Origin of the sequence: Geobacillus zalihae (assembly GCF_030414215.1) — a bacterium.
GTDB classification, from domain to species: Bacteria; Bacillota; Bacilli; order Bacillales; family Anoxybacillaceae; genus Geobacillus; species Geobacillus zalihae.
The window spans coordinates 377,680-401,332 of the sequence record NZ_CP129217.1; the positions used below are offsets into that span (position 1 = coordinate 377,680).

Sequence of the window (23,653 nt, forward strand, 5' to 3'; positions counted from 1 at the left end):
TGCGCATGAAGCGTTGTTTCGTTATGATGGGAACGGGTGGAATGGAAAAAAGGAAGTAGGTTGAGAATAATGAAACGAGCTCGAATTATTTATAACCCGACATCGGGTCGCGAGTTGTTTAAGCGCCATTTGCCTGATGTGCTCGTGCGGTTGGAAAAGGCGGGCTATGAAACGTCGTGCCACGCCACCGAAGGGCCGGGGGATGCGACGGAAGCAGCGCGCCAGGCCGTCCTGCGGGAATTTGATCTCGTTGTCGCCGCAGGGGGCGACGGAACGATCAATGAAGTCGTCAACGGCATCGCCGATCAGCCGCATCGGCCGACACTGGGCGTCATTCCCGTTGGGACGACGAACGATTTCGCCCGCGCCATCGGCGTGCCCCGTTCGATTGAAGGGGCGTGCGACGTGATCGCCACGGGTGAGCCCGTCCCGATTGACATCGGCTGTGTGACGAACGAAGACAAAACGCGCTATTTCATCAACATCGCGGGCGGCGGGCGCCTGACCGAGCTCACCTACGAAGTGCCGAGCAAGCTGAAAACGATGCTTGGCCAGCTCGCCTATTACTTGAAAGGGATCGAGATGTTGCCGTCCATCAAGGCGACCGAAGCGCAAATTGAGTATGACGGCAAACTGTTCGAAGGCGAGATTATGATGTTTTTAGTTTCGCTCACGAACTCGGTCGGCGGGTTTGAAAAACTGGCACCCGATTCATCATTGAATGACGGCCTGTTCGATTTTATCATCGTCAAGAAAACGAACTTGGCCGAATTCATCCGCCTTGTCACGCTCGCCGCGCGCGGCGAGCACATCAACGACCCGCATATCATTTACACGAAAGCGAACCGGGTGAAAGTGCACTCGCCGATGCAGCTAAACTTAGACGGCGAATTCGGCGGCATGCTTCCAGGGGAGTTCGTCAATTTGCGCCGCCATATTGACGTATTGATGCCAAAAGAAAAGGCAGAACAAGTGAGAACAGGAAGATAAGCCTGTTCTTTTCTTATGCCTTTCCCCTATAAAGGGCACGCTACATATACAGAGGAACGGCAGAAAGGAGAACGACATGACGAAGCAGCAACCACCAGTCGCCAAAAACGAGTATTATGACGTCACATTCACCGATTTGACCCACGACGGGCTCGGGGTGGCGAAAGTCGACGGCTTTCCGTTGTTTGTGAAACACGCGCTTCCCGGCGAGCGGGCGAAGGTGAAAGCGATCAAAGTGAAAAAAGGGTATGGGTACGGCCGCCTCGTGGAGCTGTACGAACCAAGCCCCGACCGCGTTGAGCCGCCGTGCCCCGTCTATCGCCAATGCGGCGGCTGCCAGCTGCAACACCTCAGCTACGAAGGCCAGCTGAAAGCGAAGGAAAAGCAGGTGAAAGAAGTGCTCGCCCGCATCGGCAAGCTAGAAGGCGTCACCGTCCATCCCGTCATCGGGATGAAGAACCCATGGCGGTATCGAAACAAGGCGCAAGTGCCCGTTGGCGAGCGCGAAGGGGGCTTGGTGGCGGGCTTTTACAAGGAGCGGACGCATGAAATCATCGATATGGACGCCTGCCTCATCCAGCAAGAGGCGAACGATGTCGTCGTCCAGGCCGTGAAGCGCATCGCCGAGCGCTATGGTATTCCCCCATACGACGAAACCACGCACAAGGGCGTTCTTCGCCATATTGTCGCCCGCTACGGCGCGTCAACTGGCGAGGTGATGGTCGTGCTCGTCACCCGCACGGACCATCTGCCCCACGAACAGGACATTGTCCGTGACATCGTCCGCGCCATTCCGGGCGTGAAATCGATCGTGCAAAACGTCAACCCCGAGCGGACGAACGTCATTTTCGGCGCCAAAACGCGGGTGTTATGGGGAAGCGAGTTCATCACCGACCGCATCGGCGGCATTCAATTCGCCATCTCGGCCCGCTCGTTTTACCAAGTCAACCCCGAACAGACGAAAGTGCTGTATGACAAAGCGCTCGAATACGCGGAGCTGACCGGGCGGGAGACGGTGATCGACGCCTACTGCGGCATCGGCACGATCTCGCTCTTTTTGGCGCGTAAAGCGAAACACGTCTACGGCGTCGAAATCGTCCCCGAAGCGATCGAAGACGCCAAGCGCAACGCCAAACTCAACGGCATCCAAAACGTCACCTTCGAAGTCGGCGCCGCCGAAGACGTCATCCCGCGCTGGTACGAAGAAGGCATCCGCGCTGACTGCTTGGTCGTTGACCCGCCGCGCAAAGGCTGTGACGCCTCGCTGCTTGAGACGATCATCGCCATGAAACCGCCCCGCGTCGTCTACGTCTCGTGCAACCCGGCGACGCTCGCCCGCGACTTGCGCATCCTAGAAGACGGCGGCTACGAAACGATCGAAGTCCAGCCAGTGGACATGTTTCCGCACACGGCGCATGTGGAGTGTGTGGCGAAAATTCGGTTGAGATAAGACAACGGGCCGGTGGATCCGGCCTTGTTGTTTGCAGTCGAATTGGGCAAACGGCCATGACGACACGAATGACATGATAAAGATTTCATCCGCCTGCAAAACTGGGGGCTGGATGAGATCCATCCTATTGAGAATCCACAACACTTGCAAGTGTTCCTCGAACGGTTATGGTGAACGACTCCCGCTTCATAACAAAGCACAGTGGGAGTTTCTTTGTTCCACAAAGAAAGCCATTCTCCGTCTTCCTGAGCGTCAACCGGCATAAAACGTATTTTTCTTCCCCTTTTGTACCGAAAACCGTATATAATGGAGATTGGAAATCACAAGGAGGTACATAGAAGCCATGCTCACAGGCGAATTGCGCCATAAAGTCGATAAAATATGGGAAACGTTTTGGACAGGCGGCATTACGAACCCGCTGACGGTCATTGAACAGTTTACCTACTTATTGTTCATCAAAGGCTTGGATGAAGTCGAAACACAGCGCGAGCAGGAGGATGCGCTGCTCGGCATTGAATCGGAACGCATCTTTCCTCCCGATAAGCAACACTTGCGCTGGAGCAAATTCAAACATTTTGAAGCCGCCCATATGTACGATGTCGTGTCCAATGAAGTGTTTCCGTTCATCAAAAACTTGCACGGCAATCGGGAATCGGCCTATGCAAAATATATGGGCGACGCCATTTTCATGATCCCGACGCCGCAAATGCTCGTCAAAATCGTCGACGGCATTGACCGCATTCCGATGAAAGACCGCGATACGAAAGGCGATTTGTACGAGTATTTGTTATCGAAAATCGCCACCGCAGGCACGAACGGCCAATTCCGCACCCCGCGTCATATCATTCACATGATGGTCGAACTGATGAAACCGACGCCGGAAGACATCATCGTCGACCCGGCGGCGGGGTCGGCGGGGTTTTTGGTGGCGGCGGGCGAATATTTGCGCAAACATCGCAGTGACTTATTTTTAGTGCAAAGTTTAAAAGAGCATTTTAATAACCATATGTTCTACGGTTTTGATATGGACCGCACGATGTTGCGCATCGGTGCGATGAACATGATGCTCCATGGCATTGAAAATCCGAATATCGAATATCGCGACTCCTTATCGGAACAAAACAAAGATAAGGACAAATACACCCTTGTCCTTGCCAATCCGCCTTTTAAAGGTTCATTAGATTATGATGCAGTTTCAAATGATTTGTTAAAAGTTGTAAAGACAAAGAAAACCGAACTTTTATTTTTGGCATTATTCTTACGCATTTTAAAAACAGGCGGACGTTGCGCGTGCATCGTGCCGGACGGGGTATTGTTCGGCAGCTCGAAAGCGCATAAAGACATCCGTAAAGAAATTGTGGAAAATCATAAATTAGAAGCAATTATTTCCATGCCAAGCGGCGTATTTAAACCATACGCGGGCGTATCGACAGCGATTATGATTTTCACGAAAACGGGAGTCGGCGGTACGGATCAAGTATGGTTTTATGATATGAAAGCCGATGGCTATTCATTGGACGACAAGCGCACTCCGATTGAAGAAAATGACATTCCGGACATCATTGCGCGCTTCCATAACCGTGAAGCGGAAAAAGACCGGAAACGGACAGAGCAATCGTTCTTTGTGCCGGTGGAAGAAATCCGGGAAAATGACTATGACCTTTCGATTAACAAGTATAAAGAGATTGAGTATGAAGAAGTGGAGTATGAAGCGCCTATGGAAATAATTAAAAGAATTAAGGTACTGGAAGAAGAAATTAGAGAGGGTATTGTTGAGCTGGAAGGAATGATCAAATGATAAGGACTAAATATAAAGTATTAAAGTTAGAAGATATTGCTGTTAATAGCAAAAATGCAATTGTTGATGGTCCCTTCGGATCGGCATTAAAAGTAAAAGATTACGTTGATGATGGGATACCCGTTTTACAGGGGAAAAATATTAGTAACTTTCAATTTAATTTTTCAGATATAAGATATATAACTCCTCAAAAAGCGCAGGAATTAATTAGAAGTAAAGTTGAAGTAGGAGATATATTATTTGTAAAAATAGGTTCAATTGGTTATTCAGCAGAAGTAACTGATTTAAACGGGTACCCTTTTGCTATTATCCCAGCTAACTTAGCAAAAGTTTCTATTGATTATAGTAAAGTTGATAAAAACTATTTACTCTTTTGGTTAAGATCTGATACAGTTGTCAATTATTTGAAGAAAAATGCATCTAAGACTGCTCAGCCGGCTTTAAGTCTAGGGAAAATTAAACAAATACCGGTTGTTATGCCTTCTCTTGAGACACAAAAAAAGATTAGTGCTGTTTTGTTGAAAGCCCAAGAACTCATTGACAAACGAAAAGCCCAAATTGAAGCGTTAGACCAGTTAACGCAAAGTGTGTTTTTGGAGATGTTTGGGGATCCAAAATTAAATAAGAAAAATTGGAAAAAACAAAAATTAAATGATGTTTGCCTTCGTAAGGGCGAATATGGTTCAGGTTCTTCTGCAATCCCCTATGATTCTGGTAAACCAAGGTATATTAGAATTACTGATATTAGAGATGATGGTAGTTTAAATGATGATATAGTGGCACCGAGTAATCCAGATGATTATGAGAAGTATAGATTGAACGAAGGAGATATATTATTTGCAAGGTCTGGCGCAACTGTTGGAAAAACTTATTTACATTCTGAGAAAAATGGATATTGTATCTTTGCGGGTTACTTAATCAGATTTGTTCCGGATACTAGTAAAATAAATCCTAAATTCTTATTTCATTTCACAAGAACCCAATATTATAAGCAGTGGGTTATGAGTAAGCAAAATACTGTTGCTCAACCGAATATAAATGCGAAGCAGTATGGAGAGGAACTATTTATAATTTGCCCTCCGTTAGAATTACAAAACAGGTTTGCTAAAATTGTTGAAGAAATAGAAGCTGAAAAAGAGTTACTTCAAAAGAGCATGGTAGAGCTACAGAATAATTTCAACTCCCTCATGCAACGGGCGTTTAAGGGAGAGTTGTTCAACGATTAGTAAATGTAAAAGGAATTCGTGCTGGTCAAGGGAGGGGTGTTTGTTGTTATCCAACTTTCATTTTTTAATAGGAAAACCTCATTATGAGAGCTTTACGAATGCGTGTTTAGAGGCAGAGAAAAGTTTAGTCGTGAGTCCGGCGACGTGCGCGATTTTGACGCGCCGTGCGCTGGAACTCGCGGTGAAGTGGGTGTACAGCTTTGATAGCGCTTTGAAAGTTCCGTATCAAGATAATCTCTCGAGCTTGATTCATGATCATGGATTTTTGTCGATCATTGACGAAGATTTATTGCCGTTGTTGCGTTACATTGTCAAACTGGGAAATGTCGCGGTTCATACGAACTCGATGATTACGAGGGAAGAAGCGATTCTTTCTCTCCACAATCTTCATCAGTTTGTGTCTTGGATTGATTATTGTTATTCTGACGAATACACCGCTACGGACTTTGATGAATCGTTGCTGCCGATCGGTGAGGAGAAGCGCGAGCGTCCGGAAGAATTAAAAGATTTATACGAACGGTTAAGCTCCAAAGATAAACGTCTCGAAGAAATGATGAAAGAAAACGAACAGCTTCGCGCCCTTCTCACCGCCAAACGGGAAGCGAACACGAAAGAGTACGATTTCCAAGTTGACGAATTAAGCGAATTTGAAACTAGAAGGAAATACATTGATTTAGATTTAAAGTTAGCGGGTTGGGAATTTAAAAAGGACGTTATTGTGGAATACCCTGTGGTTGGCATGCCGAATCAGGAAGGAGTCGGCTATGTCGATTATGTCCTTTTTGGCGACAACGGGAAGCCGCTTGCGGTTATCGAAGCGAAACGGACAACCGCTGACCCGAACAAAGGAAAGCAACAAGCCAAGCTATATGCCGACTGTATTGAAAAAATGCACGGCCAGCGTCCAATCATTTTTTACACAAACGGTTTTGAAACGTATATTTGGGACGACCTTAACTATCCGGCGCGGAGAGTTTCCGGCTTTTACAATAAGGAAGAATTAAGCTTGCTTATTGATCGTCGGACGATGAAGAAGCCGCTAAAAAATGTGCAAATCAATGACAACATAACGAATCGCTATTACCAAAAAGAAGCGGTGTTAGCCGTATGTGACGCGCTCGAGAACAAACGGCGCAAAGCGTTGCTTGTCATGGCGACGGGGAGCGGCAAAACCCGGACGGCGATTTCGATTGTCGATGTTCTTACCCGTCATAATTGGGTAAAAAATATTTTGTTTTTAGCGGACCGCAAAACGCTGGTAACGCAAGCCAAAAACAGCTTTAGCCATTTGTTGCCGAACTTGACACTTTGTAATTTGCTCGATAACAAAGATAATCCAGAGGAAAGCCGCATGGTGTTTTCGACGTACCCGACAATGATGAACGCGATTGACGAAGCGAAACGAAAAGACGGCAAACGTCTCTTTACCGTCGGGCATTTTGATTTAATTATCGTCGATGAATCCCATCGCAGTATTTATAAGAAATATCGGGCTATTTTTGACTATTTTGACGCGATATTGCTTGGGCTTACCGCCACACCAAAAGATGAAATTGACCGCAATACGTATGAAGTGTTTGATTTAGAAAACGGCGTGCCGACCTATGCCTATGAGTTAGATCAAGCCGTTCAGGACGGCTATTTAGTCGATTATCGGACGATTGAAACAAAATTAAAGTTTCTCGAAGAAGGCATTCATTACGATGAGTTATCGGATGAAGAAAAAGAACGATATGAAGAAACATTTGATGAGGAAGTGGGCGAGGACATTGACAGTGCCGCGTTAAATGAATGGCTGTTTAACGACGATACGATTGATACGGTGCTGAGAGATTTAATGGAAAAAGGAATTCGCGTCGAAGGCGGAGACAAACTTGGCAAAACGATTATTTTTGCGAAAAACCATCGTCATGCGGAACGGATTGTGGAGCGCTTTGATCAATTGTTCCCTGAATACAAGGGCGGCTTTGCGCGGATCATTGATTACAGCGTGAACTACTACCAAACCTTAATCGATGATTTTTCCGACCGTAACAAATGGCCGCAGATTGCGGTATCGGTCGATATGCTCGATACTGGAGTGGATATTCCGGAAGTTGTCAACCTTGTGTTCTTCAAGAAAGTACGCTCCAAATCAAAGTTTTGGCAAATGATTGGACGCGGAACCCGTTTATGCAAAGACTTATTCGGAGTCGGGAAAGATAAAACGCATTTCCTTATTTTTGACTATTGCGGCAACTTTGAGTTTTTTCGCGAGAATCCAAAGGGAATCGAAGGAAAAGCGGTGGAAAGCTTAACGGAGCGTCTATTTAATGCCAAAATCGAAATCATTAAAGAACTGCAGCATTTACAGTACCAAGAAGAAGAGTATATTGCCTATCGCAATGAATTGATTGACGAGGTGCTGGCGGAAATCAATAAGTTGAACGAAGAAAACTTCCGTGTACGCCAACATATTCAATACGTACACAAGTTTAAAAACCGGACTAAATGGGACTCCTTAACGGCCATGGATGTCAATGAAATCAAAGAACATATTTCGCCGCTGATTGTTCCGTTGAATGATGATGAATTTGCGAAACGTTTTGATTTGCTCATGTACACGATCGAATTGGCGAAGCTGCAAACGAAAAATGCCACAAAGCCAATTCGGAGTGTGATTCGCACCGCAGAGGCGTTATCTAAGCTCGGCTCCATTCCTCAAGTGATGGAACAAAAATACATTATTGAAAAAGTACAGACGGAAGAATTTTGGAGCGAAGCCGATATTTTCGAATTGGAAGCCGTTCGCGAAGCGTTGCGTGATTTAGTGAAATTCCTTGAAAAAGAGACGCAAAAAATTTACTATACGAACTTTAAAGACCAAGTCTTAGAGGTCAAAGAAAACGGCCCGATGTTTAATGTCAATGATCTGAAAAATTATCGAAAAAAGGTGGAACATTATCTGCACGAACACCGCGACCAGATGGCCATTTACAAGTTGCGAAATAATAAAAAGCTAACCGTCCAAGACGTAAAAACGTTGGAGCATATTCTTTGGAATGAGCTTGGCACACAGGAAGATTATCAAAGAGAATTCGGAGACACACCGATTACAAAACTCGTCCGCCAAATCGTCGGCCTTGACCCACAGGCCGCCAACGAAGCGTTTTCCGAATTTTTATCAAGCGAACGGTTGAACATCCAACAAAGCCGTTTTGTCAAATTGATCGTCGATTACTTTGTGAAAAATGGAGTCATGGACAAGCGGGTGCTGCAGGAAGAACCGTTCAAAACCGTCGGCAGCATTGTTGAACTCTTTCAAGACAACATGGATGACGCGCGGAAGATTATTCGCATTATCGATGAGATTAACCGAAATTCGGAAGAAATTGCGGGGGCGTGAGCGATGGGCGGCATCAACCGGGAAGAGGTTCTCGCGGGAATGGATCAATCGCTGGTTGTGATGGCACGGATGGAGATGCGCTGTCTTTCCTAGGGGCAGTGCACGATAAGGAGCGCTGAACGTGAGCATTTCGTCTCTCATTTTGCTTTTGTTGGTCATGTCGATCGTGTTGTTCGTGTATGGTGTTGTCCAAAAGAGCAAAGCCGCGAAACGGATCGCCTTTGGCCTCTTCGTCGCATCGGTCGGATTGGCCGGTTTTGTCGTGTTTCTCATCGGCTATATGTAACAACAGCCAAAGCCGAACACGCTGTTCTGTGTGTTCGGCTTTGCGTTTGCGGCGATTCAGATGGGGATCATTGGGGGAGATGGGGCTCGCGCTCAAGGCCTCAAGGACTGGCATTAGGGGACCGTTCGAGGCGGATTTCTCTGTCTTGCCTCATCTATCATTTTTGGGCTTCAAAGTTATTTTTAAAAAAGCGAAGAAAGTCGTTCATTTTTCTACACGAGGACAAGCGCAGGAAATATAAAGAAAATGCAGAAAAGAATGATATATGAAAAAAATTATTGAAGCTGAAATGTGTAATATTTATAATATTATTTAAGTTGTGTGTTGTACAACAAAAATAATCAGCTGGCATAGGAGGGATTGGGTTGATTGAAAAGCTTGTAGAAACGGTGAACGGGTGGCTATGGAGTCCTTTTTTGATTGCATTCATTGTTTGTTGCGGTTTGTATTTTAGCATTCGCACCCGTTTCCTGCAAATCCGCCATGTGAAAGAGATGGTCCGGCTTGTGACGACGGGGAAAAGCTCTGAGGCCGGGGTGTCTTCTTTCCAGGCGTTGACGATGTCGTTGTCCGGCCGCATCGGCGTCGGGAACGTGGCCGGGACGGCGACGGGGATTGCGTACGGGGGGCCGGGCGCGGTCTTTTGGATGTGGGTGATCACCTTTATCGGAGCGGCGACCGCGTATGTCGAGTCGACGCTGGCGCAAATTTATAAAGAGGAACAAGACGGACAATACCGCGGCGGTCCGGCGTTCTACATTGAAAAAGGCCTTGGCTGGAAATGGTTTGCGGTGGTGATCGCCGCGGCGATCATTCTCTCGATGGCGGTGCTGATGCCGGGAATTCAAGCAAACTCGATTGCCGACAGCTTTTCGAATGCGTTTGGCATTCCGAAATTGGTGACGGGAATTTTCGTGATTGCCGTTCTTGGCTTTACGATTTTTGGCGGAGTGAAGCGGATCGCGAAAACGGCGGAAATTGTCGTGCCGTTTATGGCAGTTGGCTATTTGTTGGTCGCGATTGCCATTATTGCGGCCAATATTGAGAAAGTCCCGGATGTGTTTGGTTTGATTTTCAAAAGCGCGTTTGGCGCTGATCAAGTGTTTGGCGGCATTCTTGGTTCGGCGGTGATGTGGGGGGTCAAACGCGGCCTTTATGCGAATGAAGCGGGGCAAGGGACGGGCGCCCACCCGGCAGCGGCGGCGGAAGTGTCCCACCCGGCCAAGCAGGGGCTTGTGCAGGCGTTTTCGATTTATTTGGATGTGTTCTTGGTCGTGACGGCGACGGCGCTGATGATTTTGTTTACAGGTCAATACAATGTGATCAATGAAAAAACGGGAGAGACGATTGTCGAGCATTTGAAAGGGGTGGAACCGGGCGCAGGGTATACGCAGGCGGCGGTGGACACGCTCTTCCCGGGATTCGGGTCGGCCTTTATTGCGATCGCTCTGTTCTTCTTCGCGTTTACGACGATGTACGCGTATTACTATATTGCCGAGACGAACCTCGCCTATTTGGTGCGCAGTGAAAAGAGGGGAACGGCCTTCTTTGCCTTGAAGCTCATCTTTTTGGCGGCCACGTTCTATGGAACGGTCAAAACGGCGACGACGGCGTGGGCGATGGGCGACATCGGGCTTGGCATCATGGTGTGGCTCAACTTGATTGCGATCTTGTTGTTATTTAAACCGGCCTATATGGCCTTGAAAGATTACGAAGAACAGCTGAAGCAAGGGAAAGATCCGGAGTTCAACGCGTCGAAATACGGAATCAAGAATGCGGAATTCTGGGAAAATGGATATAAGAGATGGGAAGAAAAGAAAGAGAAGGCATTGTAACAGGTTGATTGGTTGGAGTCGACGGTGTCCCGGATGCAGCGGGACACCCTTTTTTCATCATCATCTATATGGATTAAGGAACACTTTCGTTAGACATTCTCTAGGATGGGCATCCTCGAACCATCTTGACCCCTGTGAATTCATGCGATTTTGCCATTATGATGGCTCCTCATCCGCTTCCACCACACGCTTGAGAGCCGCAAGCCGTTCATCCCAATACCCTTCAAAGAAGGAAAGCCACGTTTTCAGTTCGACGAGAGGTTCGGGCTCCAGCCTGTACCTTGTTTCACGTCCCGTTTTCCGACAGCTGCCCAACCTTGCTTTATTGACAGCTGTGCGGCTGATCGGGAAGGATTTGGCAATCGCGGCAATCGACAATTCGTTGTCCGCGAGCATCTGCAACATCTGGCGGCGGATTGGATCGGCGATGGCGTGAAACACATCGTGCTTCGGCGCGGAAACGGTTCGTTTATCCTTCGAGATATGCGGGAAGTTTTTGGTTGACAATGTTCTCCCACCCGTCATCCATAATCTTGCGAACGACTGTGTCAACTACCCAACGGCTAAAGCCGTGGGCTTGCAACTAGCCTAATTGGCTGCCGCGTTCGGCTGGTTGACAGCAGCCCTGCGGATGTTTTCCGCAGCCACGTTGTCGGCAGGGGCAGCGTACCCACAAGCTCGACAACAAAACTGATCCCTTGACGGTCTGTTTTCTTTGGCCACATGTCCGCAAACCGGACAGGTGCGGGAAGTATTTTTTGGATGAACCAATACCACCGGCACGCCAGCGATCGCCGCTTTATACTCAATAAACTTTCTCAACTGATAAAAAGACCAAGAAGAGTGTTGACGACGCTGTTGCTTTTTAACCGTTTTCTCGGTGCGTTGGCGGATGCCCTTTAAATCTTCAAGGGCAATGCCGCATCCGAGTGCCTTTGCCTTTTCAACAATCTTCTTGCTAATGCAGTGGTTCACATCACGGGCAAATAGTTTTTCCTTCTTGGAACGCTTTTTAAGCAGGCGTTTCGCTGACTTGGTGCCTTTCTTTTGGAGTTTGGCGCGAAGTTTCGCATGGCGGCGGCGCAGCCCGTTGACCTTCGAGCCGGAAAATACCTCACCGGTGCTATCGACGGCGATATTAATGATGCCAAGGTCCACACCGATAAATCCGTTTTCGGAATTGGGCTGGCCTTCGGGAACGTCCACCACGAGCAGTAAATAAAAAATACCGTTTTGAAGGACTAAATCGGCTTGACCCCGAACACGGTTGCCACACAGCAAACCTTGATGGTAGCGGCTAATGACCATAGGGATTTCCATTCTTCCTTGCAAGGTAAGGATGGAAGCATACTCTAACCCTTTAAAGGACAGGATTCTTTCATCATACACGATGGCACCGGTTTCTTTAAAGTTATGCAAGGTTTTTTTATCCAAACGATAGCTTTCCGACACTTTGCCGATGGCACGAACGGTCATTTGGGCAGAGAGGCCAAATTTTTCCCTGACGTCATAGTAGCAAAGCCGCTGGATTTTCGTTTTGGAAAAGGTTCTGGAGCGAAAAGCAATCTCGCTAATATAGTTGCATGCTTGGTTAAACCGTTTCATTGTTTCCAGCAGCGCATGAAACTGTTCAAGAGTTGGCATTAATTTAATCTTGAGAGTGCAGAGCATTCTTGATTCACCTACCTTTCTAAATCCAGTGTACTTATATTGAACGAAAATTCAATATATACTGAAAATATAAACCCCGCCTTCCTCCCACAGCTAAAGCAGTGGGCTTCCGGCGGATGTTCTCGTGAATTCCGTTTTTCCGTCTTCCAATGCTTTTCATTCCCAATCTTTTCCCTGCGCGAAGTTTCTTTGGATTCGTCCACTGATCGTGTACAATACATAAAGGGTGACAACATCGTTCATCTCGGAAGGAGGAAAGCCATTGACAGACAGCGGAAAACAATCGTTCATTACGGACATTCATCAGTTGGATAAAAAAGGAGCGGGACAAGCGGTCGTTTGGCAGGAAGAAGAAGGGAGGAGAAAAAAGCTCAAACTCACTGTTCCGTCCACGCTTCCTGGTGAAAAGGTGCGGGTTTTGATCGATTGGCCGAAACGCCGGAGGGCCCATGCCCGAGTGGAAGAAGTGATCGAGCGGCATCCAGAGCGGCTCGATCCGCCGTGTCCGCACTTTGACCGCTGCGGCGGCTGTGTCTGGCAGCACTGGCGCTATGAGGGACAGCTGCGGCATAAGACCGAACAGGTGAAGGCGCTGCTTGCCCAGCACGGATTTGATCCGGACGTTGTGCGCGAGACGATCGGGATGGAACATCCGTGGCATTACCGCAATAAAATGGAGTTTACGTTCTCTCCTGAGGGCCTGCTTGGACTGCACGAGCAAGGGAATTTCCGGCAAGTGATTTCGTTGGAGACATGTCTCATTGCCGGCGAGAAGATCGTCAAAGCCGCTATGGAAGTGGCGCGTTGGGCGCGCGATCATCAGCTGCCTGGGTATCACAAAGACACCCATGAAGGGCTGCTTCGCCACGTCATGGTGCGCGAGTCGTTTGCGACAGGAGAGGTGATGGTGGCGCTCTTTGCGACCGAGGCGCCGGAAGGGGAGTTGAAAGAAGCGGCGGCTGATTTGACGGAGCGGATCACGAAGGCGCTCCCGGACGTGAAAAGTTTGCTTTGGCTGGAGAATCGGGCGTGGGCCGACCGCACCCAGGCGGAACGAACGCACGTGCTGGCCGGACGGGATTTCATTTACGATGAATTGTGCGGGTTCCGCTACCGTCTTTGGTTTGATACGTTTTTCCAAACGAACCCGGTGCAGGCGGCCAAATTGGTTGAACTGGCGTTGGAGATGGGCGAGCCCAAGCCCCATGAGAAAATGATCGATCTCTTTTGCGGAGTCGGCACGTTTTCCTTGCCGTTCGCCAAGCGGGTGAAAGCGTTGGCGGGCATTGAAATTGTGGAAACGTCGATCGAGTCGGCGAAACGAAACGCGAAAGACAACGGCGTTGACAATACGTACTTTTTGGCGCGGGATGCGCGGCGCGGGATTGATGACGTGTTGGAGCAGTTCGGGCGGCCGGAGCTGCTGCTTTTGGATCCTCCACGTTCTGGCGCAGGCGGAAAAGTGATGCGCAAAATCGGCCGGGCGCAACCAAAGCGGGTGGTGTATGTCTCCTGCAATCCGGAGACGTTTGTGGCTGATATTGCGGAGCTAGCCCCGTTCGGCTATGTGTTGAAAACTGTCCAACCGGTGGACATGTTTCCGCATACGGCGCATGTCGAGTGCTGTGCGTTGCTTGTCAAATCATCATAAATCAGGAAAAGCCCGTTCCCCCAAGTGAGAGGGAAACGGGCTTTATACAAGAAGGGTTTCAGTTGCCACCCGCTCGTTTTGCATGAAATTCAGCTTCGATGATGACGGCGGTTTTTTCTTTGCGTCTCTTCGCATATTCCGCTGTTGCGGTGAAAAGAACATCGGAAGAGGAGTTCAGGGCCGTTTCACATGAATCTTGCAACACGCCAATGATAAAACCAACCCCTACTACTTGCATGGCAATATCATTTGGGATGCCAAACAAACTGCATGCCAACGGGATAAGGAGAAGCGAGCCGCCCGCGACGCCGGATGCCCCTGCAGCGGCGATGGTGGAAAGAATGCTAAGAATCAGCGCTGTACCTAGATCGACTTCAATCCCCAATGTGTGAACCGCAGCAAGCGTCAACACGGAAATCGTAACGGCGGCGCCAGCCATATTAATCGTTGCACCGAGAGGGATCGAGACCGAATACGTATCTTTGTTTAATCCGAGTTTTTCAGCCAAATTCATATTCACCGGAATGTTTGCGGCCGAGCTGCGCGTAAAGAAGGCGGTCATTCCGCTTTCCCGAATGCATCTCCACACGAGCGGGTACGGATTTTGGCGAATGTTCACAAAGACAATCAGCGGATTCATGACGAATGCCACGAAAAACATCGTCCCAAGAAGAACGGCCAATAACTTTCCGTATTCGATGAAAGCGGAAAGCCCGTTGGTGACCATCGCGTCAAAAACAAGCCCCATGATTCCGATGGGTGCCAAATTGATGACCCATGTGACAATGTTTGAAATGGCGTCAGAAAAACTGGCGATGACGTTTTTGACCGTCTCCGGCGCAGGTCTTAATGCGATGCCAAGCAGCACCGCCCAAGTCAGGATACCGATATAATTCGCATTGATCAGTGCATGAATAGGGTTATCAACAATATTAAGCAACAATGACTGAAGTACCTCTGTTATGCCGCTAGGGGGAGAGATATCTTTCATCCCTTCAGCTAAAGATAAATGAACCGGAAAGATGAAGCTGGCCACGACGGCGGTAAGACCGGCTAAGAACGTGCTGGCCCCGTATAGGACAAGAATGTGTTGGATATTTGTTTTTTGGCCGCTTTGATGGCGGGAAATGGCGGAGACCACGAGAAAGAACACCAATACGGGTGCGACGGCCTTTAGAGCGCTGACAAACAAGGAACCAAAAATGGACACCCATTTTGTTGATTCCGGGACGGCCATGGCGAGGACAATCCCGATGATGATACCGACAAGGATACGTCTGACAAGGCTAAGCTGATTCCACCTTACAATGAGTTGCTTCATAACGTTCCTCCTGACACTCATGGATGATCAAGAATGAAATTCACCGTACATGCACAAGTGTTTTCCAGTGGTGAACAAACACTATTTTAGCATGAATATTAGTGATTAACGAATAGATTGTTATATTAGAATAGTTTGAATTATCCAAACGTTGCATTGCCTTTTGCGCTTATGGCAAGGTCGAAAAAGAAGCCAGCCGCGATGGGGCTGACATCGGTTGCAAAGCAAAAAGCTCACTGAATCCTAGCCGTATGAATCAAAATAAACAAAAGGAGTGTGTGGTGCAATTTGAAATTGTAGTAATGTGGTTTTTGCAGAACAGTTGGGTCGACTGCAGGGAAGATAGACAAGCTTTTCACTGCATCCGTATAGCACATAGTACAAAAGGGCCGAGTGGCCCCTTCGTTTTTTGCCCCTTTTAGCTCAGCTATACCGGCTAATTGCATTCGCCAACCGTTGCGCCAATGAAGCGACATCGCTCGGCCCATAGGTGAACCGGACAAGCGTTTCGTCCATATCAAGCGCCTCGGAAAGCAATCCAGCAAACCCGCGCGCTTTGCGGTCAATCTCTAAAATGGCTTCAACCCCATGCTCGGAGACAAAGAAAATGGCCTCCAGTTCGTCAAGTCGGCCTTTAAACGGTCCGCTTGCCGGCTTGAATTCAAACTCTTGGACAAACGGCAGCCGCCGTTGCCAATAGCGCGGCGCTTGTTCGCATTGCACATGGCGAAGGCGGAAACCTAATTGGCGGGCCGCCTCGAGAAACGCGGCGACAAGCGGGTGCGGCTCGATGGTGAGATAGTCGCGGTCTTGCGGGTCGAGCGCCATTTTAATGTCAAGGCCGGTTTGCAGCCATACCCGCGAAGAACCGAGCGTGACCGGTACGTCGTACGGCAAGGCGAATTGAAACGGGATCGTTTTCGTTTCGTTCGGCGCGATCGTCAGCGGGCCGCTCACTTTGTAGCGCGCCAGCACGGCTTTTTCTTCAAATTTCTTATCATCGATTTCGCGGATGTACGTTGTGACTAATGCCAAATAAATTTCATCAATGTGCTGTTCGACGCTGCCGCCGCGAATGTCGACAACCCCTTCGACGGTTTCGCCTTGGACATATTGCGCTTTGGCGAGCTTCGTATCAACAGTGGCGGCACCGATGCCGATGGAGCTTAACAGTTTTTTGAACAACACGTTCTCCCCCTTGTCAGCGATTTCAGTTGAGAATACGGAGCACCTGGTGAAAAGGTTCTGCTCTTCTTTAAAGTAACTAACGCCTAAAGGGGTTCCACTGTTTTGGAAAGCGAGACGGTTTTTGCTAAAATGGCGTATATGGATGAGAAGGGCGGGTTATGAATGAAACGGGTCGTTCACGTTGTCGGGGCAGCCATCTTCAATGAACAGGGGGATGTGTTATGCGCGTTGCGTGCGCCAAATATGTCGCTTCCAAACGTGTGGGAGTTTCCCGGCGGCAAAGTGGAAGAGGGGGAGCGGCCCGAAGACGCTTTAGTTCGGGAAATTCGCGAGGAGCTTGGCTGCACCATTTCGGTCGGTGAGTTGTTGGCTGATGTGTTCCATGAGTATGAACACGCCATCGTGCATTTGCGGACGTATGAAGCCCGCTTAGTCGATGGGGAGCCGCGGGCGCGGGAGCATGCTGAGCTTCGGTGGGTGCCGCTTCAAGCATTGCGCTCGCTTGAGTGGGCGCCGGCGGACATTCCGACTGTTGAGGCATTGTTGGTCGAGGGGGGCGCAGAAGGGCGTTTTGGATGTTCTGGTGAGACCGAGATCTATCGCCGATTGAGGTGAAGAAAGCCTGGTTGCGGCCGTTTGCCATGTGGCCGCACCAGGCTCTTTTTGTGTCAGCATGTTAGCGGATGTCAAGTGGGTCGACTGCTTTACCCGTCACGGTGCACGTTTCGGCTAGGGAGAGGTCGGCGGCGGCGTCTTCCGCCGTCACAAGGCCGCACTCGTTTGGGTTTTCGATTAGGCGGCAAAAGTCGAGAAAGCGCGCTTGGGCGATCGCTTCGTACCAACCGTGGCGGTTTGAGAGCGCAACGGTGCGCTCGTATGGGCGGCGCGGAGCGGCTGAAGGTTCCGTGGGCGGCAACAGCCGGTCGGCCGCTTGCTGCAGTTGTTCGATAGCGTCAGCCGACGGCTTTGTCGGGATGGCGTCAAGCCAGGCGTCAATGCAGGCTGCCTCCTCGTCAGTGACGAGGCCGGAGACGGACAGCTGCGTTGGAATCCAGCCGTCAAGCACGATGCGCCCGCGTGCCGTATGAATGTCCCAATGTGTCGACTCAGGAGCGTCCGGGTTCATCGTAAAGCCGTGGTAATAGTGAACCGGGACGGGCCGGCCGTTGTTTTCATGAATCACCGTGGCGCCGACGCGCGGCTGCGTGCCGTCTGTTTCCCTTAACGCGAATCCGTGCGCGGAAACCGCTTCGCCAAACCAATCGCGACCGACTTCAAAAAAGTGGACGCCGTGCTCGATCAGGATGCCGCCGCTTCGCCGCTCGTCCCAAAACCAATGGCCTTCCGCGACGCGGTGAGCCGCGTTGTGAAGGCTTGCGTAGTCCACTGGGCCAAGAAGCGCGCGGTGGATGAGTTGCTTGACGGCTTCTGCGAGCGGATGGTAGCGCAAGACGAGATTGACCGCCAACGCCCGGTTTTGGCGGGCGGCGAGCTGGATGTTCGCCCGCAGCGCCTCGGCGGTGAGGCCGCCTGGCTTTTCAAGGAGCACATGTTTTCCTTCCTCAAGCGCCCGCTCGGCAAGCGGGGCGTGCAAATGCGGCGGGGTGGTGAGAATGACGATGTCAACGTGCGGGTCAACGATCAATTGTTCAGCTTCGCGGTATTCGCGCACGTCGCCCGCCTGCGGCTGACGGCGGCGATAGGCGTCGATGACGCGCTGGCGTTTTTCGTCCGTCCGCCCGGCGACAGCGGCGAGATGGAAGGAAGGAAGCGGGGCGAGCGCGCCGGCGAGAAATTCAGCGAATGCGCCGGCACCGGCGATGCCGACACGGTAACGGAAAAATGAAGAAATCATGGCGTATTCTCCTCCTCCCTCACATATATATATATAGCATTAACGATGTTCATTATACCGCAAAGAAAAAGAAGAACGAGAAAATGAAAGTTTTGAAATTTGCAAGCATCAATCATTCCTCATCGACACCATCCGACAATCATTTCGCTTGCGCAACAGAAGGAATATTATGTATATTATTATTAGCAACCATCGCAGCCGAGTGCTAGCAATCTATGAATCACTTTCATTTTCTCGTTCATCCATCAAGAATCGTGTCTAGTTTTGTGAAAAAAATCGTATGGAGGGATGACGAAATGAAAGCATTGTTGCTGGCAGGAGGATTAGGCACACGTCTTCGTCCATTGACCGAAAACATCCCCAAACCGATGGCCCCGATTGCGAATCGGCCATGGCTTGAGCACCTCATCATTCATCTTCGCGACCAAGGAGTCAACGAATTTGTCATCGCCGCACATCATTGTTCAGAAGTGATCCGTCGCTATTTCGAAGATGGGAAGCGCTGGAACGTCAAGATTACATACGCGCTCGAACCGTTCCCGCTCGGAACGGCTGGGGCGATCAAAAACGCCGAGCGCTGGCTTGATGAACGGTTTCTCGTGTTTAACGCCGACATCGTGCATTTGCCGCAATTGATCCCGCTGCTTGATTTCCATCGTCAACATGGCGGTTTGGCGACCATTGTTTTAACGGAAGTAGACGATCCTTCTTCCTATGGGGTGGTCGAACAAGACGACAGCGGGAGAATTTTGCGCTTTGTCGAAAAGCCGCGCCGGGAAGAAGCGCCATCGAACCGCATCAACGCCGGCATGTATATTTTCGAGCCGGACGTGATGCGCTATATTCCGGCTGAGCGGGAAGTGTCGATTGAACGCGAAACATTCCCGCTGCTGATCGAGAAGAATGTCGGTGTATATGGCATCGTCAGCAACGGATATTGGCGTGATATGGGGACGCCGGCACGATACCGCCAGGTGCATTGGGATGCGTTGCGTCGGGAGTTTCCGATTCCGCTCAAAGGACGTGAAATTCAACCGGGCGTGTTTGTCGGTGAAAACGTGGAGATTGGGTCTGGCGTCTTGTTTGTGCCGCCTGTGCTCATCGGCGACCATGTGAAAATCGGTCCGCAGGCCGTCATTGGCCCGAATGCGGTCATCGGCGACCACTGCCAAATCGGCGCCCGCGTCCATTGCGCGCAAACCATCGTTTGGGACCGCTCTGTCATCCGCGACCGCAGCCGGTTGCAAAACAGCATTTTCGGCTACCGGACGGTGACGACGGCGGGAGAAGTGTTCGAGGATTCAATCATCAACCAGTTTAAGGAGGCGGTGCAAGCATGATTCGAATCGCGTACGTCAGCACGTATCCGCCGCGGCGGTGCGGGCTGGCGACGTTTACGGAACATTTGCGGCAAAGTATTGACGGCGTCCGCGGACCGTCCGATGGCGACCGCGTCATCGTGTTGTACAACGAAAGCGACGGCGATGACGCCTATCGCCACAACCCGGCGTATTGGCCGCTCCCGGCGCAAAACCGCACGGCGTATGCCGAAATGGCGAAACGGGTGAATGAGAGCGACATCGATGTTGTCGTCCTGCAGCATGAATTTGGCATTTTCGGCGGCGAGGCGGGCGAATACATTCTCGATTTCATCGCGGCGCTCGAAAAGCCGCTCGTGACGACGTTCCATACGGTGTTTGCCGAACCGCCGCTGCCGTACCGCCCGATTCAAGAAAAAATCGCTGCGGCAAGCGACGCCATCATCGTCATGAACCGGCAGGCGATCCCGTATTTGGTCAAAGCGTTTGGCTTGCCGGAAGAAAAAATTGTCTACATTCCGCACGGTGCTCCAGGCCCAAGCAGCGAAAATCGCGATTCGCTTCGCCGCCGCCTCGGATTCAGCGGCCGCAAAGTGATGTTGACGTTCGGGCTTCTAAGCCGCGGCAAAGGGATTGAATCGGTCTTGGCCGCATTGCCGGGCGTCGTGCGCAAGGTGCCGGAAGCGCTGTATGTCATTGCCGGACAGACGCACCCAGAAGTGAAAAAGCGGGAAGGGGAGGCGTATCGCGATGAGCTGAAAGCGTTGATTCATCGGCTCGGGCTCGATGGCCATGTTCGCATGGAGGACCGGTATTTCAGCGAGGAAGAGCTGATTGATTATTTGACGGCATGCGACTTGTACGTCACCCCGTACCCGGGCATGCAGCAAATTACAAGCGGCACGCTTGCCTATGCGGTCGGCGTCGGCCGTCCGGTCGTTTCGACGCCGTATGAGCATGCGCGCGATTTGTTGCAAGGTTGTGAAGAGCTGTTGTTGCCGTATGGCGATACGACCGCCTGGGAAGAGCGGCTCGGGCAGCTGTTGGCCGACGAGGCGGCGCTGAAGCGATGGGAGGAAAAGGTGCGCCAAATCGGGGCAAACACGCATTGGCCGCGCGTCGGCGAACAGCATGTCGCCTTGTTTGCGCGCATGTGCGCCGCGAAACGTGGGGAGGTGAAGACCATTGGCACCGTCAGTCATTAAGTTCGACCATCTCGAGCGCATGACTGACGACACCGGGTTGCTTGAGCATAGCCTCGGCCGCATTCCGCGGCGGCGCGAAGGGTATTCGACCGATGACAACGCCCGCGCCATATGGGCGTGCCTCGAGTGGCTGGCGTTGCTCGACGATCAAGAAACGAAGGAGCGGCTGTATCGCCTGCTTGACCGATATTTGGCCTTTTTGCTTTGGGCGCAAAACGATGACGGGACGTTCCATAACAACTTTTTCTTCGATCGGACGAAAGAGGAAGAGACGCCCTCAGACGACTGCTTCGGGCGGTCGTTTTGGGCGGCGGCGATCGCGTATAGGCAATTGGATGACGCGGCGCGGCGCGAGGCGGCTGCGGACATGTTGAGGCGGGCGCTGCCGGCGGCATGGGAGCTTCGCTCGCTGCGCGGCATCGCTTGGGGGCTGGCGGCGTGCAGCGGGTCGCTTAAAGAGGAGGGGGTGCCCGGCGTTGACAAGAAGGAGTTGGCCGCGTTGGCGGGGCGGTTTGAGCGTCAGCTGCTTGAGGCCTACGAAACGCACGCGGATGGCAGCTGGCGCTGGTACGAACCGGAGCTGACATACGCCAACGGGGTGCTGCCGTGGTCGCTTTGGACGGCATATCGGCGCGCGCCGCGGGATGAGGTGAAGGAAGTGGCGGAAAAAAGCCTTGCTTTCCTTATTGAAAAAATGAGCGGACCGGGAGGTGTCATCCGTCCGGTCGGCAACCGCGGCTGGTGCAGCCGCCGCTACCGCGCTGATTGGGATCAACAGCCGCTTGATGTGATGAAGCTCGCTTTGGCGGCGCGCGAAGCGTATTGGGCAACGGACGACGAGCGTTATCGCGGCGTCGTCCGCCGCTGCCTCGCTTGGTTTTACGGACAAAACGACGGCAACGCGCCGCTTGCGGACCCAAGCGACGGCAGTTGCTGCGACGGGCTTGGCCCGAACGGCCCGAACCCGAATCGGGGGGCGGAGTCAACATTGTCGTACTTGTTAACAGCAGCAATCGCTCAATCGATTTCGGTGGAGGTGGTTGTCGATGAATACGTCAACAACGAAACCGTTCGCATGGCCGGCACACGTGTTTAAAGAATACGACATCCGCGGACGAGCCGGTGAGGAGCTCGATGAGTCGTTCGCGTATTGGCTCGGACGGGCCTTTGCCGACATGATGCAAAAGGAAGGCGAGAAGAGGGCGGTTGTCGGTCATGACAATCGTCTGTCATCGCCTGGCTTGCATCGGGCGCTCAAAGATGGGCTGCTCGATGGCGGCTGCGATGTCGTCGATATTGGGCTTTCGACGACGCCGATGTTTTACTACAGCTTATACTACACGAATATTCCATGCGGCATGATCATCACCGCCAGCCATAACCCAGGGGATGAGAACGGATTTAAAATTGCCATGGGAAAAACGACAATTTATGGCGAGCGCATCCAAGCGCTGCGGCGGGCGATGGAGCGGCTCAGCCAGGAACAGCCGCGTCCTGAAACAGCGCGCGGGCGCGAGGAAACGCTTGACCTTGCTCCGGCCTATATCAAGATGTTGAAGGAGAAAATTAAGCTCGGTCCGCGCAAGCTGAAGGTCGTCGTCGACTGCGGCAACGGCACCCCATCGATCATTGCGCCACAAGTGCTCAAAGAATGGGGGTGCGATGTCGTCCCGCTTTACTGTGAATCCGATCCGACGTTTCCGAACCATCATCCGGACCCGGTCGTGCCGGAGAACTTAACGGACTTGATTGAGATGGTGCGCAAGGAGCAGGCTGATCTTGGCATCGCGTTTGACGGCGACGGCGACCGGATCGGGGTTGTGGATGAAACGGGTGCGATCCGTTGGGGCGACCAACTGATGGTGCTGTTCTGGCGCGAGATTCTTAAGCGTCATCCGGGAGCCGACGCGCCCGTTGAAGTGAAATGTTCGCAAGCGCTTGTTGAGGAAATTGAGCGGCTCGGCGGGAAACCGTTCTTCCATCGCACCGGCCATTCGCACGTCAAAGCGACGTTGCGCCGTCGTCCGGAGATCCCGTTTGCCGGTGAAATGTCTGGTCATTTGTTCTTCAATGATGAGTTTTACGGCTATGACGATGCGCTGTACGCCGCTGGGCGCCTGCTTCGATTACTGTCGCACGATGAGCGCCCGCTGTCCGAGTGGTTTGCCGATGTGCCGCGGTACGCGGCGACGCCGGAGACGCGAGTTGCTTGCCCGGAAGAGAAAAAAGCGGCTGCCATTGCCAGAGTAAAAGAGAAATTTGCCGGCCGTTTCCCTGTTGTCGATGTGGATGGCGCCCGCATTCAGTTCCCAGACGGCTGGGGGTTGGTGCGGCCGTCGAACACCCAGCCGATTCTTGTGTTGCGTGCAGAAGCCAAGACGGAGGCTGCATTGGCGGAGATTAAGCGGCAGCTGGCTGATTGCCTCGCCACCCTTGAATTGCGCATTGACTGGTGACGCCTTTTCTCCGAATG

Annotated in this window: 18 protein-coding genes; 13 read left to right on the forward strand and 5 right to left on the reverse strand. The window is 51.2% G+C overall.

From position 1 onward, the window contains the following. Nucleotides 1-69: 69 nt before the first annotated feature. From QWV57_RS01950 to QWV57_RS01980, 7 genes are all read left to right on the forward strand, one after another. Nucleotides 70-990, forward strand: coding sequence for a diacylglycerol kinase (locus QWV57_RS01950; protein ID WP_301100217.1), 921 nt, complete (start codon nt 70-72; stop codon nt 988-990). 76 nt (nt 991-1,066) lie between these two features. Then, complete coding sequence (rlmD, locus tag QWV57_RS01955; protein ID WP_238980938.1) at nt 1,067-2,440, forward strand: 23S rRNA (uracil(1939)-C(5))-methyltransferase RlmD; 1,374 nt, start codon at nt 1,067-1,069, stop codon at nt 2,438-2,440. Nucleotides 2,441-2,783: 343 nt separating this feature from the next. After that, complete coding sequence (locus tag QWV57_RS01960) at nt 2,784-4,238, forward strand: type I restriction-modification system subunit M (protein ID WP_301100218.1); 1,455 nt, start codon at nt 2,784-2,786, stop codon at nt 4,236-4,238. After that, complete coding sequence (locus tag QWV57_RS01965; RefSeq protein ID WP_301100219.1) at nt 4,235-5,464, forward strand: restriction endonuclease subunit S; 1,230 nt, start codon at nt 4,235-4,237, stop codon at nt 5,462-5,464. The genes QWV57_RS01960 and QWV57_RS01965 overlap by 4 nt, the downstream gene beginning before the upstream one ends. 43 nt (nt 5,465-5,507) lie before the next feature. Then, the gene (locus QWV57_RS01970) at nt 5,508-8,849 is read left to right on the forward strand and encodes a DEAD/DEAH box helicase family protein (RefSeq protein ID WP_301100220.1); all 3,342 of its coding nucleotides are present in this window, start codon (nt 5,508-5,510) and stop codon (nt 8,847-8,849) included. A 121-nt stretch (nt 8,850-8,970) separates the two neighbouring features. Next, nucleotides 8,971-9,135, forward strand: coding sequence for a hypothetical protein (locus QWV57_RS01975; RefSeq protein ID WP_015373875.1), 165 nt, complete (start codon nt 8,971-8,973; stop codon nt 9,133-9,135). 365 nt (nt 9,136-9,500) lie between these two features. Beyond that, nucleotides 9,501-10,970, forward strand: a complete 1,470-nt coding sequence (locus QWV57_RS01980; protein ID WP_020755003.1) for an alanine/glycine:cation symporter family protein — start codon at nt 9,501-9,503, stop codon at nt 10,968-10,970. A 156-nt stretch (nt 10,971-11,126) separates the two neighbouring features. Here QWV57_RS01980 and QWV57_RS01985 read toward each other — a convergent pair whose 3' ends face one another. Both QWV57_RS01985 and QWV57_RS01990 read right to left on the reverse strand, forming a co-directional pair. Further along, the gene (locus QWV57_RS01985) at nt 11,127-11,477 is read right to left on the reverse strand and encodes an ArsR/SmtB family transcription factor (RefSeq protein WP_050572306.1); all 351 of its coding nucleotides are present in this window, start codon (nt 11,475-11,477) and stop codon (nt 11,127-11,129) included. An 81-nt stretch (nt 11,478-11,558) separates the two neighbouring features. Next, on the reverse strand, nt 11,559-12,641 hold the full coding sequence (locus QWV57_RS01990; RefSeq protein WP_015863580.1) for an RNA-guided endonuclease InsQ/TnpB family protein: 1,083 nt from the start codon (nt 12,639-12,641) through the stop codon (nt 11,559-11,561). Between the two features lie 262 nt (nt 12,642-12,903). Between QWV57_RS01990 and rlmD (QWV57_RS01995) the strand changes: the two genes are divergently transcribed. Then, complete coding sequence (rlmD, locus tag QWV57_RS01995; RefSeq protein WP_063193684.1) at nt 12,904-14,292, forward strand: 23S rRNA (uracil(1939)-C(5))-methyltransferase RlmD; 1,389 nt, start codon at nt 12,904-12,906, stop codon at nt 14,290-14,292. Between the two features lie 58 nt (nt 14,293-14,350). Here the strand turns inward: rlmD (QWV57_RS01995) and sstT are convergent, their stop codons facing one another. Further along, nucleotides 14,351-15,613, reverse strand: a complete 1,263-nt coding sequence (sstT, locus tag QWV57_RS02000) for a serine/threonine transporter SstT (RefSeq protein WP_063193685.1) — start codon at nt 15,611-15,613, stop codon at nt 14,351-14,353. Nucleotides 15,614-16,036: 423 nt separating this feature from the next. After that, nucleotides 16,037-16,801, reverse strand: a complete 765-nt coding sequence (locus QWV57_RS02005) for a sporulation protein (RefSeq protein ID WP_020754998.1) — start codon at nt 16,799-16,801, stop codon at nt 16,037-16,039. A 162-nt stretch (nt 16,802-16,963) separates the two neighbouring features. On the opposite strand from QWV57_RS02005, the gene QWV57_RS02010 reads away from it, so the two are divergent. Continuing rightward, on the forward strand, nt 16,964-17,416 hold the full coding sequence (locus QWV57_RS02010; protein ID WP_128578064.1) for a (deoxy)nucleoside triphosphate pyrophosphohydrolase: 453 nt from the start codon (nt 16,964-16,966) through the stop codon (nt 17,414-17,416). Between the two features lie 61 nt (nt 17,417-17,477). Here the strand turns inward: QWV57_RS02010 and QWV57_RS02015 are convergent, their stop codons facing one another. Then, nucleotides 17,478-18,656 carry a Gfo/Idh/MocA family protein gene (locus tag QWV57_RS02015; protein WP_301100221.1) on the reverse strand — a complete coding sequence of 393 codons (1,179 nt, stop codon included), beginning with the start codon at nt 18,654-18,656 and terminating at the stop codon, nt 17,478-17,480. A gap of 296 nt (nt 18,657-18,952) precedes the next feature. Between QWV57_RS02015 and QWV57_RS02020 the strand changes: the two genes are divergently transcribed. The 4 genes from QWV57_RS02020 to QWV57_RS02035 are packed head-to-tail and all read left to right on the forward strand — an operon-like array spanning nt 18,953 to nt 23,636. Continuing rightward, nucleotides 18,953-19,996 carry a nucleotidyltransferase family protein gene (locus QWV57_RS02020; RefSeq protein ID WP_033005560.1) on the forward strand — a complete coding sequence of 348 codons (1,044 nt, stop codon included), beginning with the start codon at nt 18,953-18,955 and terminating at the stop codon, nt 19,994-19,996. Beyond that, on the forward strand, nt 19,993-21,180 hold the full coding sequence (locus QWV57_RS02025; RefSeq protein WP_020754992.1) for a glycosyltransferase family 4 protein: 1,188 nt from the start codon (nt 19,993-19,995) through the stop codon (nt 21,178-21,180). Before QWV57_RS02020 ends, QWV57_RS02025 begins: the two co-directional genes overlap by 4 nt. After that, nucleotides 21,161-22,276, forward strand: coding sequence for a glycosyl transferase (locus QWV57_RS02030; protein ID WP_129447369.1), 1,116 nt, complete (start codon nt 21,161-21,163; stop codon nt 22,274-22,276). Before QWV57_RS02025 ends, QWV57_RS02030 begins: the two co-directional genes overlap by 20 nt. Next, nucleotides 22,227-23,636, forward strand: a complete 1,410-nt coding sequence (locus QWV57_RS02035) for a phosphomannomutase/phosphoglucomutase (RefSeq protein ID WP_060788179.1) — start codon at nt 22,227-22,229, stop codon at nt 23,634-23,636. The genes QWV57_RS02030 and QWV57_RS02035 overlap by 50 nt, the downstream gene beginning before the upstream one ends. The last annotated feature ends 17 nt before the right edge of the window (nt 23,637-23,653 follow it).

Coding starts and splice junctions, on each gene's coding strand:
- QWV57_RS02025 (WP_020754992.1), top strand. CDS start 19,993: ATGATTCGAATCGCGTACGTCAGCACGTATCCGCCGCGGCGGTGCGGG.
- QWV57_RS01965 (WP_301100219.1), top strand. CDS start 4,235: ATGATAAGGACTAAATATAAAGTATTAAAGTTAGAAGATATTGCTGTT.
- QWV57_RS01950 (WP_301100217.1), top strand. CDS start 70: ATGAAACGAGCTCGAATTATTTATAACCCGACATCGGGTCGCGAGTTG.
- rlmD (WP_238980938.1), top strand. CDS start 1,067: ATGACGAAGCAGCAACCACCAGTCGCCAAAAACGAGTATTATGACGTC.
- QWV57_RS01960 (WP_301100218.1), top strand. CDS start 2,784: ATGCTCACAGGCGAATTGCGCCATAAAGTCGATAAAATATGGGAAACG.
- QWV57_RS02035 (WP_060788179.1), top strand. CDS start 22,227: ATGAATACGTCAACAACGAAACCGTTCGCATGGCCGGCACACGTGTTT.
- QWV57_RS02020 (WP_033005560.1), top strand. CDS start 18,953: ATGAAAGCATTGTTGCTGGCAGGAGGATTAGGCACACGTCTTCGTCCA.
- QWV57_RS02015 (WP_301100221.1), bottom strand. CDS start 18,656: ATGATTTCTTCATTTTTCCGTTACCGTGTCGGCATCGCCGGTGCCGGC.
- QWV57_RS02010 (WP_128578064.1), top strand. CDS start 16,964: ATGAAACGGGTCGTTCACGTTGTCGGGGCAGCCATCTTCAATGAACAG.
- sstT (WP_063193685.1), bottom strand. CDS start 15,613: ATGAAGCAACTCATTGTAAGGTGGAATCAGCTTAGCCTTGTCAGACGT.
- QWV57_RS01990 (WP_015863580.1), bottom strand. CDS start 12,641: ATGCTCTGCACTCTCAAGATTAAATTAATGCCAACTCTTGAACAGTTT.